A 15,111-nucleotide genomic window follows, 5' to 3' on the forward strand; every position below is an offset into this window, starting at 1 on the left:
TATCAAAAGATGTCTGGCTGGGGGGGCGTCATTGCCCATTAATCTCGAAGGCCGCCGGATCCCGGGGTCCGGCGGCCTTCCCATCAGAAGCCTGGCACCCCTTTCATGTCAGGCAGTTGGTGCGCAATCCCCTTGTGGCAGTCGATGCAGGTGTTGGCCCCGCTTGCCAGGTTGGTGGAGTGCATCTGGGCGGCCCGACGCCCTTGCAGGGAGAAGTCCATGTACTCGAAGTTGTGGCAGTTGCGGCACTCGCGCGAATCCGTCTCCTTCATCCGCTGCCACTCCCGCTCGGCCATCTCCCGCCGGTGGGATTCAAACTTCTCGCGGGTATCCACCTTGCCGGTGATCATGCCCCACAGCTCCTTGGAGGCCTGCACCTTGCGGATGATCTTGTAGGTCCATTCGTGGGGTACGTGGCAATCCGGGCAGCTGGCCCGCACGCCGGAGCGGTTGGCGTAGTGGATGGTGTCGCGGTACTCCACGAACACGTTGTCCTTCATCTCGTGGCAGCTGGTGCAGAAGGCCTCGGTGTTGGACGCTTCCATGGCGGTGTTGAACCCGCCCCAGAAGATGACGCCACCGAAGAAGCCCATCAGCAGGATGACCCAGAGGGCCGCCTTCGACGGTGACTTGAAGGTGGTCCACAGACGCTTCACAAAGCCGGGTAATTTCATCTATGGGTTCCTCAGTTCAGCGCTTCAACCGGTTTGAAGGTATTGTTCACCAGCGGCTTGGCATCCGCTTGCGGCACGTGGCACTGCAGACAGAAGTAGCGACGCGGAGAGACTTCGCCCAGGGTCATGCCGTCACGGGTCTCGAAGTGGGTGGGGCTTATCTTGGGGGCCTTCATGGCACTGGCGTTCTTGAAGCTGTGACAGGCCAGGCACTTGTTGACCTTGTTGTCCACTTCATAGTTGCGGGTGTCGTGGGGGATCAGCGGGGGCTGGTGCATGTACTGGCGATCGTAGAGGTCGCCATCCTTGCGAAAGTTCTTCATGGGGGCCGCGTCGGCATCCGTCACCAGATCCGTGCTTCCCCGCTCCGACTTGATGCCCCCCGTGCTGTTGGTGATCTCGGGGACGGCCGCCATCAAGGAACCCGCCATCAGGCAGGCCAGCATTGCTCCAATCAGCTTCTTCATTATGTGTTCTCCGACGTTTTCTCTGCCTTGACGGCAAAACCTACAGTGATTTCAAAAACTTGCTCCGCGCAGACATCGATGCAACGGCCGCAGTTGGTACACTCCTGAGCCGCAATCAAGGGCCCGTGACCACGCCTGGCACCGTGAACGGGGCCGCGCAGGATGGGACGCTCCGGGCAGACCGCATAACAATCCATGCAGTTGCTGCACCGCTCGCGCCCCGAGGCTGCAATCTTGATGAACCCGACCCGGTTGACCAGGGCATAGAAGGCCCCCACCGGACAGAGGTGGCCGCACCAGCCCCGCTCCACCACAAAAAGGTCGAACAGGAACAGCACCGCCAGCAGGCCCCAGCCCGCCCCCATGCCAAACAGCAGGCCCCGCAGGGTGAGCGACACCGGATTGACCAGCTCCCACACCAGCACGCCTGTGATGGCCGGCGCCACCAGCACCATGGCCAGCAGCCAGTAGCGGGTAGCGCGGTTGAACTGACCATTGCCCTTGAGCCCGAGCCGCCCCCTGAGCCAGGCGGCGACATCGGTGACCAGGTTGACTGGACAGACCCAGGAGCAGAACACCCGCCCCCCGACCAGCCAGTAACCCGCGAGCACCAGCCCGGCCCCGAGCCACAGGGTGGGGATGGGCCACTGGCCCGCCGCCACCGACTGCAACAGGGTCAGGGGATCCGTGAGGGGCACCGTCTCCAGCAGCAGGGAGCTGGAGAGGTTGCCCTTGAGGATCCAGATGCCCGCGAGCGGCCCCAGCAGGAACAGCCCCAGCACCCCGAACTGGCAAAGCCGGCGCAGCAGCAGGAAGCGGTGGGCACGCCACCACCCCAGCCTGGCCGTAGCCTCGGCCCCTGGATACCGACTCATAGACCCTCCGGTTTGCGGGTCGGCAGGGTGAGCCTGTCGCCGATGAGCGATTTGCCCGCCTTCGCCTTCTCTTCCCAGCCGAGCCGGTAGTGGTGACCCAGCTCCCCCTTGGCAAGCTGGCGAGGCACCACCTTGATGGCCGCCTCCTCCAGCACGCAGGCGTGCTCGCACTTGCCGCAGCCGGTGCAGAGATCGCTGTGCACCGTGGGCAGGAACATGGCGTGCTTGCCTGTGCGCGGGTTGTGCTGCAGCTCCAAGGTAATGGCCTTGTCGATGAGGGGGCAGACCCGGTAGCAAACGTCGCAGCGCAGCCCCAGGTAGTTGAGGCAGGTCTCGTGATCGATGAGCACCGCCACCCCCATCCGCGCCTGATCGATATCGGTCATGGCCCGATCCAGCGCCCCGCTCGGGCAGGCCGCCACGCAGGGGATGTCGTCACACATCTCGCACGGAACGGCGCGCGCCTTGAAGTAGGGGGTGCCGGTGGTCACGGGTTCAAACAGCCGGGCGAGCTTGAGGGTGTCGTAGGGGCATGCCTCGACGCAGAGCCCGCAGCGCACGCAGGCGCCGAGAAACTCGGCCTCGTCGAGGGCGGCCGGCGGGCGCAGCGCCTGGGCAGGCAAAGCCTGCACCTGCTGGCGCGCCACGCCGCCGAGCCCCACGCCAAGCAGGCCCACACCGCAGACCCCCTTGGCCATGTCGGCCAGAAACTGGCGCCGACTACGACTCATCTCGCGCTCCCCCGCCTCAGGCCTTCATGACCTTGACGGCGCACTTCTTGTAATCCGTCTCCTTGGAGAGCGGATCGGTGGCGTCCAGGGTCAGCTTGTTGACCAGCTGGCTCGCATCGAAGAAGGGCATGAACACCAGTCCCTTGGGCGGACGGTTGCGGCCGCGGGTCTCGACCCGGGTCTTCACCTCGCCCCGGCGGGAGGAGACGATCACCTCTTCACCACGGCGCACGCCACGGGCCTTGGCATCTTCCGGGTGCATGAACAGCACCGCATCCGGGAAGGCGCGATAGAGCTCGGGCACGCGACGGGTCATGGTGCCGGTGTGCCAGTGCTCCAGCACGCGACCGGTGGAGAGCCACATGTCGTACTCTTTGTCCGGAGCTTCGGCAGCCGGCTCATAGGGCAGCGCGAAGATCACCGCCTTGCCATCGGGCTTGCCGTAGAAGCGCACCCCCTCCCCCGCCTTCACGTAAGGGTCGAACCCTTCGCGATAGCGCCACAGGGTCTCCTTGCCGTCCACCACCGGCCAGCGCAGGCCACGGGCTTCGTGATACTGATCGAACGGCGCCAGGTCGTGGCCATGGCCGCGACCGAAGGAGGCGTACTCCTCGAACAGCCCCTTCTGGACGTAGAAACCAAAGTGCTCGGCCTCGTCGTTCAGGGCCCCCTTGCTCTGCTCTTTCGGGAACTGGTTCACCTGGCCGTTGGCATAGAGCACGTCGAACAGGGTCTTGCCCTTCACTTCCGGCATCTTGGCAATCAACTCAGCCGGCCACACCTCTTCCACGGTGAAGCGTTTGGAGAACTCCATCAGCTGCCACAGGTCGGACTTGGCCCCTTCCGGTGCCTTCACCTGCTGGTGCCAGAACTGGGTGCGACGTTCGGCGTTGCCATAGGCCCCCTCTTTCTCCACCCACATGGCGGTGGGCAGGATGAGGTCGGCCGCCTGGGCGGTCACGGTCGGATAAGGGTCGGAGACCACGATGAAGTTGGCCGGGTTGCGATAACCGGGCAGCGCCTCTTCGTTCATGTTCGGGCCGGCCTGCATGTTGTTGTTGCACATCACCCAGTAGGCGTTGAGCTTGCCATCCTTGAGCATGCGGTTTTGCAGCACGGCGTGGTAGCCCACCTGCTCCGGGATGGTGCCTTCCGGCAGCTTCCAGATCTTCTCGGCGATGGCGCGGTGTTTGGGATCCGTGACCACCATGTCCGCCGGCAGACGGTGGGCGAAGGTACCCACTTCACGGGCGGTACCACAGGCGGAGGGCTGGCCGGTCAGGGAGAAGGGGCCGGAGCCCGGCTGGGAGATCTTGCCGGTCAGCAGGTGGATGTTGTAGCAGAGGTTGTTGGCCCAGACGCCACGGGTGTGCTGGTTGAACCCCATGGTCCAGTAAGAGACCACCTTCTTGTCCGGATCCGCATAGATCTGGGCCAGCTTCTCGAGCTTGTCCTTGGGCACGCCGGAGAGCTTGGAGACGGACTCCAGATCGTAATCCGCCACGAACTTGGCGAAGTCGTCGAAGCTCATGGGGGTGGAGTCGCCGCTGTCCGGGTTCTTGGCCTTTTGCTGCAGCGGGTTGGTGGGACGCAGGCCGTAACCGATGTCGGTCACCCCTTTGCGGAACTGGGTGTGCTTGTTGACGAACTCCCAGTTCACCTTGTCGTTCTGGATGATGTAGTTGGCGATGTAGTTGAGGATCGCCAGATCGGTCTGGGGGGTGAACACCAGCCCGTTGTCCGCCAGCTCGAAGCTGCGGTGCTCGAAGGTGGAGAGCACGTGCACCTGCACATCCTGGTGGGACAGACGGCGATCGGAGATGCGCGACCAGAGGATGGGGTGCATCTCGGCCATGTTGGAGCCCCACAGCACGAAGGCGTCGGCCTGCTCGATGTCGTCGTAGCAGCCCATGGGTTCATCCATGCCGAAGGTACGCATGAAGCCCACTACCGCGGAGGCCATGCAGTGACGGGCATTGGGATCCAGGTTGTTGGAGCGCAGGCCTGCCTTCATCAGCTTGGCGGCGGCATAGCCTTCCCAGACGGTCCACTGGCCGGAGCCGAACATGCCGACGGCGGTCGGGCCCTTCTCTTTCAGGGTCGCCTTGAACTTCTCGGCCATGATGTCGAAGGCCTGATCCCAACTGATGGGGGCGAAGTTGCCGTTCTTGTCGAACTTGCCGTTCGTCATGCGCAGCATGGGCTGGGTCAGGCGATCCTCCCCGTACATGATCTTGGAGAGGAAGTAGCCCTTGATGCAGTTCAGGCCACGGTTGACCGGTGCATCGGGATCCCCCTGGGTCGCCACGACGCGGCCAGCCTGGGAGCCCACCAGCACGGAACAGCCGGTCCCGCAGAAGCGGCACGGTGCCTTGTCCCAGGTGATGGCGGTCTTGTCGGTACTGGTGATCAGGTTCGCCGCCAGAGTGGGGGCACTGACACCGGCCACGGCAGCGGCTGCCGCCACCGCATTGGCCTTCATAAAGTCGCGTCGACTCAGCTTCATGACATATCCTCGCATTGCTTAATCACATCAATGACAGCCATTGTGACGAGCCGCGCTGGCTCAGCTCCATGGCGCTTTATTCCTTTGCTCTGGGCTTTTCGTTCATCGAACGCAGACAACAGACCCGGCATCCCGTGTATTACCCGTGGCGGTCAGCGAACGACTCTTGCGCTTCTGCCACATGACGCCTTATTCCCCATCTTCGGCGTCCATTTCATCGAACTGGTGGTAGATCAGGGCCGCAGAGAGCACCCCGGGCAACCCCTGAATTGTGTCGATGGCCGCCATGATGGGGCGCTGGCTCGGCCCCTCCAAGGTCACCACCAGCTTGCCCTCCTCGCTGACGGCGTGGATCTCGGCCCCGTCCAGGGTCGCAATCCGCTCTGCCAGGGCGTGGCGCAGATCGGGCTGGGTCAGCACCACCAGGCTGGATACATGGAACTCTTCTCGCGTCATATCACCGTTTTCCAACTTGTTCGTCTCTTGGGTCATCGCGAAGCCTCGCCACGAGACAGACCGATGCTGATACTGCCCACTGGGCAATCCGCTACGCAGGCCCCGCAGCCGTTGCACGACTCGGCATGGATGCCGGGGGTGGGTACGCGCCCCAGCCGGGGGGAAAAGCGGATTGCCTGCTGCTCGCAGCTGTCCTGACAGCGCTGGCAGAACACCTGGGCAGTGGCCAGACAGCCCGCCTCGATATGGGCCACATACTCCCAGGGTGTCTGGGTTGTCGGCCTGAACACCGGCGCCTGGCAGGCGCTCACACACTCGGTGCAGAAGGTGCACTCGCCGCGGTGAAAATCCACCGTGGGGAAGCCCCCGTCTCCCTTGATCAGGATCTGCTCCGGACAGGCCGCCAGACAGTCGCCGCAGCGGGTACAGCCGGCCACGAACTCGTCCCAGGAGACGGACCAGGGCAACTGGATCCCAGCCTTGGGGGCGCTCAGGCGTCCCCGAAACAGGCCTCTGCGTGACAAGTTGACCCCGTCGGTCATATCGACTCCTCTTTTCGGGGACGAATGCCCCCGCGCGGATCCCGTGACTGGCATTTTCAATGCCAATTATAAGCGTGGGTGTATATTGCGGCCCTGACAAGTCAGGGGATATACCACCAGGGAGATAAACAGGGGGGATTCTTGCGCTGGATCAAACCCTTGGCGTAATTAGACACAGCAGGGGCAAGGTAAATTACCCCTATGTGAGGATTGATAATTAATCGAAGGTTATTTGAGGTGCACGGCGGCTGTCAGCCGCCGATGGAGGCCAGGTGGGGGGTCATGCCTGCATTGCCTTCATGGAGGCGATGGGTGGCGGCCTTGCCGGTCAGCGCCTGGCGAATACGCCATTGCAGCGCCTCCTGCTGGCTGTCATCGGTGAGCAGATCCCGCAGTTCCACCCCGTTGTCGCCAAAGAGACACAGGTGCAGCTTGCCCTTGGAGGAGACCCGCAGCCGGTTGCAACCGGCGCAAAAATCCTTGCTGTAGGGCATGATGAGCCCCACCCCGCCCCTCGAGTCCGGATGCGTGAACACCTGGGCAGGGCCATCATCCAGGCCGCGCAGCTGCTGCACCCAGCCGCTCTCTTGCAGGCGCTGCTTGATGAGTTCACCGCTGGTATGGTGATCGCGAAACAGGGCGTCCATCTCGCCGGTCTGCATCAGTTCGATGAAACGCAGCTCGATGGGTTTGTCGCGGATCCAGGCGAGGAATGTCTCGAGCTGATGATCATTGAGCCCCTTGAGCAGCACGGCGTTGATCTTGACCGACCGAAAACCGGCACTCAGGGCGGCGTCTATCCCCGCCATCACCTCCGCCAGCTTGTTCTCGCCGGTGATCTGGTGGAACTGACGGGGATCCAGGCTGTCGACGCTGACGTTCAGGGCCGTCAGCCCCGCATCGAACCACTCGCGGGCACGCTCCTTGAGCCGATACCCGTTGGTGGTCATGGCCACCTTCTCGATGCCGGGAGTATTGGCCACGGTCTCGATGATGGCCGTGAAGTCGCGGCGTAGGGAGGGCTCGCCTCCAGTCAGACGCACCTTGCGCGTCCCCATGGCCGCAAACCCGGAGACGACGCGACGGATCTCCTCCAGGGAGAGGAAGGACTGGCGCCCCTCACCATCTCCTTTCGGCGGGTGATAGCCGTCCGGCAGACAGTAGGTACAGCGGAAATTGCAGACGTCGGTGACCGACAGACGCAAATAGTAAAAGCGACGGGAAAAACCATCTTCAAGTGGCAACATAAACACCTTTCCAAATACGGGAGGCCAGGGCATTTCTTTCCTGACCCTTTCAGCTCGAACATCGGCTGACGGCGATCTCCCCCTATCTCAATGACTTAGGCAAAATCGCTCGGAGTTCATCTAGTTTTTCGATGCTAGCACAACTTGGAGTACACTCCCATGCTACTTTGTGGGGTCTTTGTGGGTGAAAAGGGAGCCGGTCGGCATGGGAAAATGGTTCAGAGTGCAGTCGGTCAGCAGCGCCATCGGTCGCTCCATGGTGCTGATCCTGTTCATGGCCAGCCTGATCGCCGTGGTGGCCATGGTCACCCTCTTCTATTCGGTTCCCGATGCCAAGGCCATCAATCTGTCGGGATCTCTGCGCATGCAGGCCTACCGCATGGCCTATGAAATCGAGAAGGATCAGGTCGTCCTCGGCCGGCTCGCCCAGTTTGAACAGACCCTTCATGCCCCCGAGCTGCAGGAGACCCAGCGCTGGATCACGCCCGCCTCCCTGCGCCGCACCTATGGTGAAGTCCTCTTGCAATGGCAAGTGATGCGCGAACACATCGAGAATGCCACTCCCAGCCGTTATACCGATAATACGGAACAGTTCGTCGCCGCCATCGATGACTTCGTCAACCAGATGCAGTACCACGTGGAGTTCAAGGTGCGCATGCTGGCCCTGGCCGAGGGGCTAGGGCTGCTCGCCATCATCACCATCGCCTGGTGCACGGTGCGCTTCACCCGCCAGCAGGTGGTGGCGCCCCTCAATCAGCTGGTCTATTGCGCACGCCAGATCCAGCGTCAGGAGTTCGATCTCACCCTGCCCCCCCACTGTGAGAACGAGCTGGGAGAGCTGTCGGGAGCGTTCGCGACCATGGCCGACGAGCTTGGCAAACTCTACCGGGAGCTGGAGAGCAAGGTGGAGGAGAAAACGGCCAAGCTGCAACAGGCCAACGACACCCTCTCCTTCCTCTATTCCACCGCCCAGAAACTGCACGCGGCGCCCCTCAGCCGCCGCACCCTGCAAAAGCTGCTGGAGCGGGCCGCCGCCCACCAGCACATCGAGTACATCCGCCTCACCCGCTTCGAGCACAATGCGATGCCGGTCTACATCACAGGTCGCAAGGGGTGGCCGGGGGATCTGGACGCCGTGGTGAGCTTCTACCTGCAGATGGATGACGAGGAGTACGGCCGGCTCGACATGATAAGCGACCACCCCATCGACGAGCGGCTGATGAAGAACTTCTCCATGTTGCTGGCCCAGGTGCTGCACAAGGATCAGACCCTACTGCAGCACCAGCGCCTGCTGCTGATGGAAGAGCGCGCCGTCATCGCCCGTGAACTGCACGACTCCCTCGCCCAGGCCCTCTCTTACCTGAAGATCCAGGCCACGCTGCTCAAGCGCTCCTTCGCCAAGGGGGACAGGGCCAAGACCGAGGCAGCCATGGAGCAGATCGACGAGGGACTCAGCAATGCCTATACCCAGTTGCGCGAACTGCTCGGCACCTTCCGCCTCAGCATCGGCGATGCCAACCTGGGTGAAGCCATCGCGGTCATGCTCGAGCAGCTCAAACCCCAGACGCACGCCGACATCAGGCTCCAGTACGGACTGACGGACACCGACCTTGAAGCGGGGCAGCACATCCACATCCTGCAGCTGATCCGTGAGGCAGTGCTCAATGCCATCAAGCATGCCAGCGCGCGGCACATTGACGTTAGCTGTGAGACCCTGGCTGATGGTAACATCCAGGTTCAGATTGCAGACGATGGTGTTGGAATAAGGGGCGCAAGCTCGGCGGTGAATCACTACGGTCTCAGCATCATGAATGAACGCGCCAGCAAATTGCGCGGCCAGTTGACCATCAGTGAACCGCCCTCCGGGGGCACCCGCATACACCTGACCTTTCCCACCAGCCTAACAAGAGACGCCTGATGGACGAGATGAAATACAGTGTTCTGGTCGTGGATGACCACCCCCTGATGCGCAAGGGAATTGTGCAACTGCTGGAGTTGGAAGATAACATCGACGTGGTTGGCGAGGCCTCCAACGGCACCGACGCCGTGGCCATGGCCAAAGAGTCCGAACCGGACCTTATCCTGCTCGACCTCAACATGAAGGGGTTGTCAGGTCTCGATACCCTCAAGGCGCTGCGGGCCGAAGAGGTGACTTCCCGCGTGGTGATCCTGACCGTCTCTGACGCCCGCCAGGATGTGGTTGCCCTGCTCAAGGCAGGCGCGGACGGCTATCTGCTCAAGGACACCGAGCCTGACATGCTGCTGGCCCAGCTGGCTGACGTGATGACCGGCAAGCAGATCCTGAGCGAGCCGCTACGTCCCTATCTCGAGAACATCTACGAGCTGGACCACCTGCAGCAGAAGCTGGAGAGCCTGACCCGACGCGAGATGCAGATCATGCGTGAAATCGCCAAGGGGTTGTCCAACAAGCAGGTCGCCTCCGTGCTCCATATCTCCGAGGGAACCGTCAAGGTCCACGTCAAGAGCCTGCTGAAAAAGCTCGAGGCCCAAAGCCGCGTCGAAGCAGCCGTCATGTACCTGGAACAGCGCAACTGAGGTCCCGGCCTCCTGCCAGCAAGGGGTCACCATCCGTGCCTCCTTGCTGGCCCCCTCTTCTTTTCCCCAAATGGCGCGGAACCCGGTGCTCTATTGAGTAGATGGATTATTATTTTCATGGCATCGCACGGGAAGGAAACATCGACATGACCTTTGAGCAGATAGAGCTGGTCCAGAAAGCCTGGGGCAGGGTGAGCGCCCTGAACAACAGCTATGTCCAGGAGGTTTATGAAGAGCTGTTCAGATTGTCCCCCGAACTCAGGGCCCTCTTTCCCCCACATCAGGAGCTGCCCGTTGCCAAGGTGTCGGACACCCTGAACACCGTCATCACCAGCCTCTCCCAACTGGATGCACTGGGTTTCATCATTCGCGATCTCGGCAGGCGTCACCAGCGATTCAACGTTCAACCCCACCAGTTTGCACTGCTCAAACAGGCGCTGACCCAGGTGCTGGCACGGCGTCTCGGCAGTGGTTTTACCCCGGCACTGGCACAGGCCTGGTCAGATGTATGACGAGATAGCCGCACTGATGCTGGACGGCATGACACAGCACACAGAATTCACCACCTGATCCCCTGGCCTTTGCCCCCAATCGCTGAATGGGTCTGTAACAGGCATTTTGCATGAATCAAATTTGCAATATGCGAAAATAGACTCATTCTGCACACAGGGTATGTTCGGCGCCCTTACACCTCACCTGAATCCCTTTCGCACTGCCTTGCCTGCATTCGCGACATCAAATCACAATAGATTGATTTTAAATGGATATTAAAAATAACCACGGGAAATGACTCACCCCTTCGCCACGCCACCTCTCTCTGGCACGGTCACTGCATTGTCACATTCAGCAATGACTGATTAGGAGGATGGAACATGAAACTTCAACAACTGGCACTGTTCCCCTTGCCGTCCCACATTCTGCCCGGTGGCAAGCTCCCCCTTCGCCTGTTCGAGCCGCGCCACCTGCAGATGCTCAAGGAGTCCTTCCTCGAGGATCGTGGCTTTGGCATCGTGATGGAAGAGACCACCAGCACGGGCACCTGCGGACGGATTCTCCCGGTCGGAACCCGCGTCAAGGTGACTGATTTTTATACCCTCAACGACGGTTTGCTCGGGGTCACCGTGCTCGGCCTTGAACGCTTCTGCATCCACGAGATGGAAACGGATAGCGTAGGCCTCAGGCACGCCCAGGTCGAGCCGTTGCCCAACTGGCCGAGTGCGGATTCTGATGTCAGCGACAACCAGCTGGTCAGCCGATTGAGAGAGGTCTTTGCACAATACCCGGAACTGGATGAGCTCTACCCGGACAAGCAGTTCGACGATGCAGCCTGGCTCTGCCAACGCTGGCTCGAGATCCTGCCCATGCCGATCTATGAAAAACAGATGTTGATTGCCAAACAGAACAGTGAAGCGGCGCGCCAGTTCTTGCGCCGACTGATCGCACAGTGAGTCAAAGAGTGAGTCAACGGTTGGTTTGCAAAACGCGAATTCTCGGCACTGCATTCTTATAATGAAAAAATGAGAATTGCATTTTGCAATCACGGTAGCGATAAATAACACACAATTCAGCTACAGGCCGCAAATAACAGGTTTTGAAAAGTTGGCACGACTTTTTCATATAAAACCGTACAACCCGATTTATCCCGTGCTCTCTTCAGTATTTGCTGAAGAATTGGTCAACCACCAGGTTGACCATTTTTTTTACCCAAAATCGGCCGACATCACCTGCAATGGCGGAGCAGGCAGCTTCGCAGTCTGGCAAGACTGATGGGTTTGGCCAGAAAATCGTTCATGCCCTGGGCAAGGCAGCGGGCCCTGTCCTCCATCATGGCATTGGCCGTCAACGCGACGATGGGCACCTCGCACCCCATGTCCCGCAGGCGCCGGGTCGCCTCCAGCCCATCCATCTGCGGCATCCGCATATCCATCAGGACAAGGTCCGGCTGCTGCTTCGCCACCTGTGCCAAGGCCTCCAGACCATTGCCTGCCAGCCTCACCCTGCACACCAGCTTCTGCAGCATCAGGGATACCACCAGCTGATTGACCGGACTGTCTTCCACCACCAGCACATCCAGCTCCAGTCTGGCGCACTCTTCACTGCTGGGGGCGGCGGCCGGAGCACAGGGAGAGGCCATCCCGGGCAGCTCGAACCAGAAGCAGCTTCCCAGCCCAGGCGTGCTCTGCACGCAAATATCTCCCCCCATCAGCTGCACCAGCCGCCTGCAGATGGCCAGTCCGAGCCCCGAGCCGGAGAAGCGGCGGGTTGCCGAACTGTCGACCTGATAGAAGGGTTCGAACAGCAACGCCTGATCCTCGGTGGAGATGCCGATCCCCGTGTCGCTGACCATGACCCCCAGCTTTTCCTCCTCCCAGGTCAACGCCAGACGCACGCTGCCGACGGAGGTGAACTTCACGGCATTGCCAAGCAGGTTGCCTATCACCTGGGAGAGGCGGACGGCATCCCCTTGAAGGCGTTCAGGGAGCGTCTCATCCAGATGCCAATGCAGTGTGATTCCCTTAGCACTGACTTGTGCCTGCAAGGGCTCCACCAGGGCACGGCACAGCTCGGCTGGCTGAAAGGGTTCACAGTGCAGCGTCAGGGTATGTGACTCTATTTTCGAGAAATCGAGCACGTCGTCGATGATGGTCTGCAACAGATGCGCAGAGTGGGTGGCATGACCGATGAGGGTCTGTTGCGGAGTGTCGAGTCGGCCGTGCTGCAGCAGATCCAGCATCCCCAGCACGGCGTTCATGGGAGAGCGGATCTCGTGGGTCATCATGGCGAGGAACTGGGATTTGGCACGGTTGGCCGTCTCGGCATCGTCCCGCGCCCGCGCCAGCTCCTGCTCGCGGCGGATCTGGCTGCCTATCTCCCGCGCCGTGCCCCGATAGCCGAGGAAGCGGCCACCGGCATCATGGCAAGGCTCCGCATTGATCTCCATCCAGCAAGGCCCGCCCGCCAGCATCACCTGGGCCCGCATTCCCCGCACCGGCAGATGGTGGGCGATCAGGTGCCGATAGTGGCTCCAGGCCGGGTCCTGCTTGTCGTGGGCAAAATCATAGAGGCTTCTCCCCGTCTGGCGGGCCAGCACTTCCCCCTGATAGCCAGGGGCAGAGACATAGCTGAGCCTGTGCTGGGGATCGGTCTCCCAGAACCAGTCAGAGGCCATGGCGGCAAAACTGCGAAAACGCTGTTCGCTGGCCTGCAGGGCCAGGGTCTTGAGGTCAACCTGTTCTTGCAGGCGAGCCCGATAGGCGATGTTGACCAGAGCCTGGGAGATGAGCGGGCGACAACGCTGCATCGCCGCCTTGCTCTTGAGATCGAAGGTGCCCGCCACGCTGTGCCGGCAGATGAGCACACCGGAAAACCCCGGTCCCTGCAAGCCTGTCATCATGACGCTGGCCCAGCCCGGCGCCCCTGCCAGCGGCGCCAGCTCAGGCAGTTGGGCGGGATCATAGATGACCAGGGTCTCCCCCTCGATGGCCCTGGAGAAGAGCGGTGTCAGCGACCAGGTCCGGCCCACCTCGTCCGGCTGGGTGCTCAGATGGGTGCTGCCCCTCACGGCCTCCCAGGCGACCACGTCCGCCTGTTCGAATCCGATAAAGGGCTTGAGAGCAAGAATGAGACTCTCCAGTACCTGCTCCAGACTCTGGGCCTGTGCCAGGGTCGCCACCCCGCACAGCAGGGCTTGGGACTCCTCCCGATATCTGGCCTCCCGCTCCCGGCAACGCATCAGCTCCACCAGCGTGGTTTGCAGTTTGTCACCCAGGGTTTCGAGTTCGCTATTGCCTATCATCTTGAATCCAGCACAGTGTCAGCTCTCGAGGAAGATTACGCTCGACACCATGAGGTTGCCGTGTGCCAGCTCACCATGGGGTAATCGTCCCTGTTCACCGAAGGTAAAGGGCGTGATGAAGGGGATCTCACCCAGCCTCTGACTGAATTGACTGACGATGTCCCCCAGCCTGTCCCCCAGTGCCAGCCGACAACCGGCACAAAACACCACCAGGGCGCCAAAGGGGCGCATATTGCTCGCCATGCCATATTCAGGCTCGATATTCACCGCATTCAGGCTGCGCTGCAACAACCCTTCCTGGCTGCTGTACATGAGCAGCAGCCGCTCTCCCAGTCGGGTTTCGGTAAAGAGGCGCAGCCCCTCCCGCGCCGTCACCGCCTCGGGATGGGAGAGCTTGTAGTAGGGCAGGTCATCGAGCATGCCGACCTGACGGGCCAGTGGCGAGAGCGTCGTCTCCCTGAGGATGGGACCCACTGGCCAGGGCGTCGCACGCTCGGTCCAGCGACCATAGACCCGGGCCGCCGGCTCGTGATCGATGGTCAGCACCTCCCGCCCGTCTATCCCGGTAATGATGCCGCGACACTCGGTGGGTACATAGCCTGAATGAAACTGGAACGCCAGTTGGCAATCGGGGTAAAGCACCGCCAACACGCACCCTTGTGATCCCTCCCCTTCGTCCCAGCACAGCTGCCACTGCCCGGCCACGCCGTCGTCTGCCGCCGACCCGCCGACGACGGGAACGGTCGCGCCAAACTCGGCGTCGATCCCCGCGAGCACAACCTCCTCCAGCCCCGGGCTGGTGTGCAGCAACACGAGCTGCGGCAGCTCTCCCGGTCGGCCACCATCGGCGATGGCGCGGCGCAGCAATGCCCGCACATCCGGTTGATCCCCCATCTGGCCAGCCACGCCATAGGCCCCCTTGTCATCATAAAGGGCGGCGACCGACAGGCTCCAGCCATGCCGACCATGATGGCCATCCTGGGTCAGGATACCGCCGCAGGAGCTGCAACCGATCAGCCGGGTATCGGGAAAACGTGCCTTGAGCGCACGGCGCAGTTCCGCCGCCTCGTGTGCTTGGGTAAAATAGACCAGCAACAGCGATGGAACATGGGATGACTGGGCATGCAACCGCTCTGTAACTTGTTGGGCGGCCAGTGGGGTCGTCTCGGCAAGCGAGTGAGCCGTCAGGAAGTTCAACATCGTCTCCTAGGGGTACGGGATGCTGGCATCAAGCAAAAATCATACCCTTATCAAACAATTA

At 61.5% G+C, this 15,111-nt stretch carries 14 protein-coding genes and 1 riboswitch; of the genes, 4 read left to right on the forward strand and 10 right to left on the reverse strand.

Annotated features, from left to right (window positions below; translation table 11 throughout):
* Nucleotides 1-83 precede the first annotated feature (83 nt).
* From ACPW74_RS12420 to moaA, 8 genes are all read right to left on the reverse strand, one after another.
* Nucleotides 84-674 carry a cytochrome c3 family protein gene (locus ACPW74_RS12420; protein WP_039038845.1) on the reverse strand — a complete coding sequence of 197 codons (591 nt, stop codon included), beginning with the start codon at nucleotides 672-674 and terminating at the stop codon, nucleotides 84-86.
* An 11-nt stretch (nucleotides 675-685) separates the two neighbouring features.
* Nucleotides 686-1,141, reverse strand: a complete 456-nt coding sequence (locus ACPW74_RS12425; RefSeq protein WP_029314277.1) for a nitrate reductase cytochrome c-type subunit — start codon at nucleotides 1,139-1,141, stop codon at nucleotides 686-688.
* Nucleotides 1,141-2,016 (reverse strand): quinol dehydrogenase ferredoxin subunit NapH, encoded by an 876-nt coding sequence (napH, locus tag ACPW74_RS12430; protein ID WP_049636341.1) that lies wholly within the window; start codon nucleotides 2,014-2,016, stop codon nucleotides 1,141-1,143. The genes ACPW74_RS12425 and napH overlap by 1 nt, the downstream gene beginning before the upstream one ends.
* Entirely contained in the window at nucleotides 2,013-2,747 is a 735-nt protein-coding gene (gene napG, locus ACPW74_RS12435) for a ferredoxin-type protein NapG (protein ID WP_049636342.1), read from the reverse strand. The genes napH and napG overlap by 4 nt, the downstream gene beginning before the upstream one ends.
* A 16-nt stretch (nucleotides 2,748-2,763) precedes the next feature.
* A complete protein-coding gene (napA, locus tag ACPW74_RS12440) occupies nucleotides 2,764-5,253 on the reverse strand; it encodes a nitrate reductase catalytic subunit NapA (RefSeq protein ID WP_041212735.1) in 2,490 nt (829 codons plus the stop codon).
* A gap of 189 nt (nucleotides 5,254-5,442) precedes the next feature.
* Complete coding sequence (locus ACPW74_RS12445; RefSeq protein WP_010674154.1) at nucleotides 5,443-5,745, reverse strand: chaperone NapD; 303 nt, start codon at nucleotides 5,743-5,745, stop codon at nucleotides 5,443-5,445.
* Nucleotides 5,742-6,251 carry a ferredoxin-type protein NapF gene (gene napF, locus ACPW74_RS12450; RefSeq protein ID WP_041212734.1) on the reverse strand — a complete coding sequence of 170 codons (510 nt, stop codon included), beginning with the start codon at nucleotides 6,249-6,251 and terminating at the stop codon, nucleotides 5,742-5,744. Before napF ends, ACPW74_RS12445 begins: the two co-directional genes overlap by 4 nt.
* A gap of 251 nt (nucleotides 6,252-6,502) precedes the next feature.
* Entirely contained in the window at nucleotides 6,503-7,498 is a 996-nt protein-coding gene (moaA, locus tag ACPW74_RS12455; protein ID WP_010674152.1) for a GTP 3',8-cyclase MoaA, read from the reverse strand.
* Nucleotides 7,486-7,625: riboswitch (molybdenum cofactor riboswitch) on the reverse strand. It overlaps the preceding gene by 13 nt.
* Before the next feature lie 78 nt (nucleotides 7,626-7,703).
* Between moaA and narQ the strand changes: the two genes are divergently transcribed.
* From narQ to ACPW74_RS12475, 4 genes are all read left to right on the forward strand, one after another.
* Nucleotides 7,704-9,416, forward strand: a complete 1,713-nt coding sequence (gene narQ / locus ACPW74_RS12460; RefSeq protein ID WP_041215515.1) for a nitrate/nitrite two-component system sensor histidine kinase NarQ — start codon at nucleotides 7,704-7,706, stop codon at nucleotides 9,414-9,416.
* On the forward strand, nucleotides 9,416-10,054 hold the full coding sequence (narL, locus tag ACPW74_RS12465) for a two-component system response regulator NarL (RefSeq protein WP_039038841.1): 639 nt from the start codon (nucleotides 9,416-9,418) through the stop codon (nucleotides 10,052-10,054). Before narQ ends, narL begins: the two co-directional genes overlap by 1 nt.
* 146 nt (nucleotides 10,055-10,200) lie before the next feature.
* Entirely contained in the window at nucleotides 10,201-10,566 is a 366-nt protein-coding gene (locus ACPW74_RS12470; RefSeq protein ID WP_113978478.1) for a globin domain-containing protein, read from the forward strand.
* Nucleotides 10,567-10,926: 360 nt separating this feature from the next.
* Nucleotides 10,927-11,502 (forward strand): LON peptidase substrate-binding domain-containing protein, encoded by a 576-nt coding sequence (locus tag ACPW74_RS12475; protein WP_201896634.1) that lies wholly within the window; start codon nucleotides 10,927-10,929, stop codon nucleotides 11,500-11,502.
* A gap of 272 nt (nucleotides 11,503-11,774) precedes the next feature.
* On the opposite strand, the gene ACPW74_RS12480 is transcribed toward ACPW74_RS12475, so the two are convergent.
* On the reverse strand, nucleotides 11,775-13,850 hold the full coding sequence (locus tag ACPW74_RS12480; protein WP_201896635.1) for an ATP-binding protein: 2,076 nt from the start codon (nucleotides 13,848-13,850) through the stop codon (nucleotides 11,775-11,777).
* A gap of 18 nt (nucleotides 13,851-13,868) precedes the next feature.
* Nucleotides 13,869-15,050, reverse strand: coding sequence for an FIST signal transduction protein (locus ACPW74_RS12485; RefSeq protein ID WP_041201554.1), 1,182 nt, complete (start codon nucleotides 15,048-15,050; stop codon nucleotides 13,869-13,871).
* Nucleotides 15,051-15,111 lie beyond the last annotated feature (61 nt).

The sequence above is a fragment of the Aeromonas sp. INTO2 genome (genome assembly GCF_049860605.1).
GTDB classification, from domain to species: Bacteria; Pseudomonadota; Gammaproteobacteria; order Enterobacterales; family Aeromonadaceae; genus Aeromonas; species Aeromonas caviae.

Bases quoted from the DNA above. Each gene is read 5' to 3' on its own strand.
- ACPW74_RS12420 (WP_039038845.1), bottom strand. From the start codon at position 674: ATGAAATTACCCGGCTTTGTGAAGCGTCTGTGGACCACCTTCAAGTCA.
- ACPW74_RS12425 (WP_029314277.1), bottom strand. From the start codon at position 1,141: ATGAAGAAGCTGATTGGAGCAATGCTGGCCTGCCTGATGGCGGGTTCC.
- napH (WP_049636341.1), bottom strand. From the start codon at position 2,016: ATGAGTCGGTATCCAGGGGCCGAGGCTACGGCCAGGCTGGGGTGGTGG.
- napG (WP_049636342.1), bottom strand. From the start codon at position 2,747: ATGAGTCGTAGTCGGCGCCAGTTTCTGGCCGACATGGCCAAGGGGGTC.
- napA (WP_041212735.1), bottom strand. From the start codon at position 5,253: ATGAAGCTGAGTCGACGCGACTTTATGAAGGCCAATGCGGTGGCGGCA.
- ACPW74_RS12445 (WP_010674154.1), bottom strand. From the start codon at position 5,745: ATGACCCAAGAGACGAACAAGTTGGAAAACGGTGATATGACGCGAGAA.
- napF (WP_041212734.1), bottom strand. From the start codon at position 6,251: ATGACCGACGGGGTCAACTTGTCACGCAGAGGCCTGTTTCGGGGACGC.
- moaA (WP_010674152.1), bottom strand. From the start codon at position 7,498: ATGTTGCCACTTGAAGATGGTTTTTCCCGTCGCTTTTACTATTTGCGT.
- narQ (WP_041215515.1), top strand. From the start codon at position 7,704: ATGGGAAAATGGTTCAGAGTGCAGTCGGTCAGCAGCGCCATCGGTCGC.
- narL (WP_039038841.1), top strand. From the start codon at position 9,416: ATGGACGAGATGAAATACAGTGTTCTGGTCGTGGATGACCACCCCCTG.
- ACPW74_RS12470 (WP_113978478.1), top strand. From the start codon at position 10,201: ATGACCTTTGAGCAGATAGAGCTGGTCCAGAAAGCCTGGGGCAGGGTG.
- ACPW74_RS12475 (WP_201896634.1), top strand. From the start codon at position 10,927: ATGAAACTTCAACAACTGGCACTGTTCCCCTTGCCGTCCCACATTCTG.
- ACPW74_RS12480 (WP_201896635.1), bottom strand. From the start codon at position 13,850: ATGATAGGCAATAGCGAACTCGAAACCCTGGGTGACAAACTGCAAACC.
- ACPW74_RS12485 (WP_041201554.1), bottom strand. From the start codon at position 15,050: ATGTTGAACTTCCTGACGGCTCACTCGCTTGCCGAGACGACCCCACTG.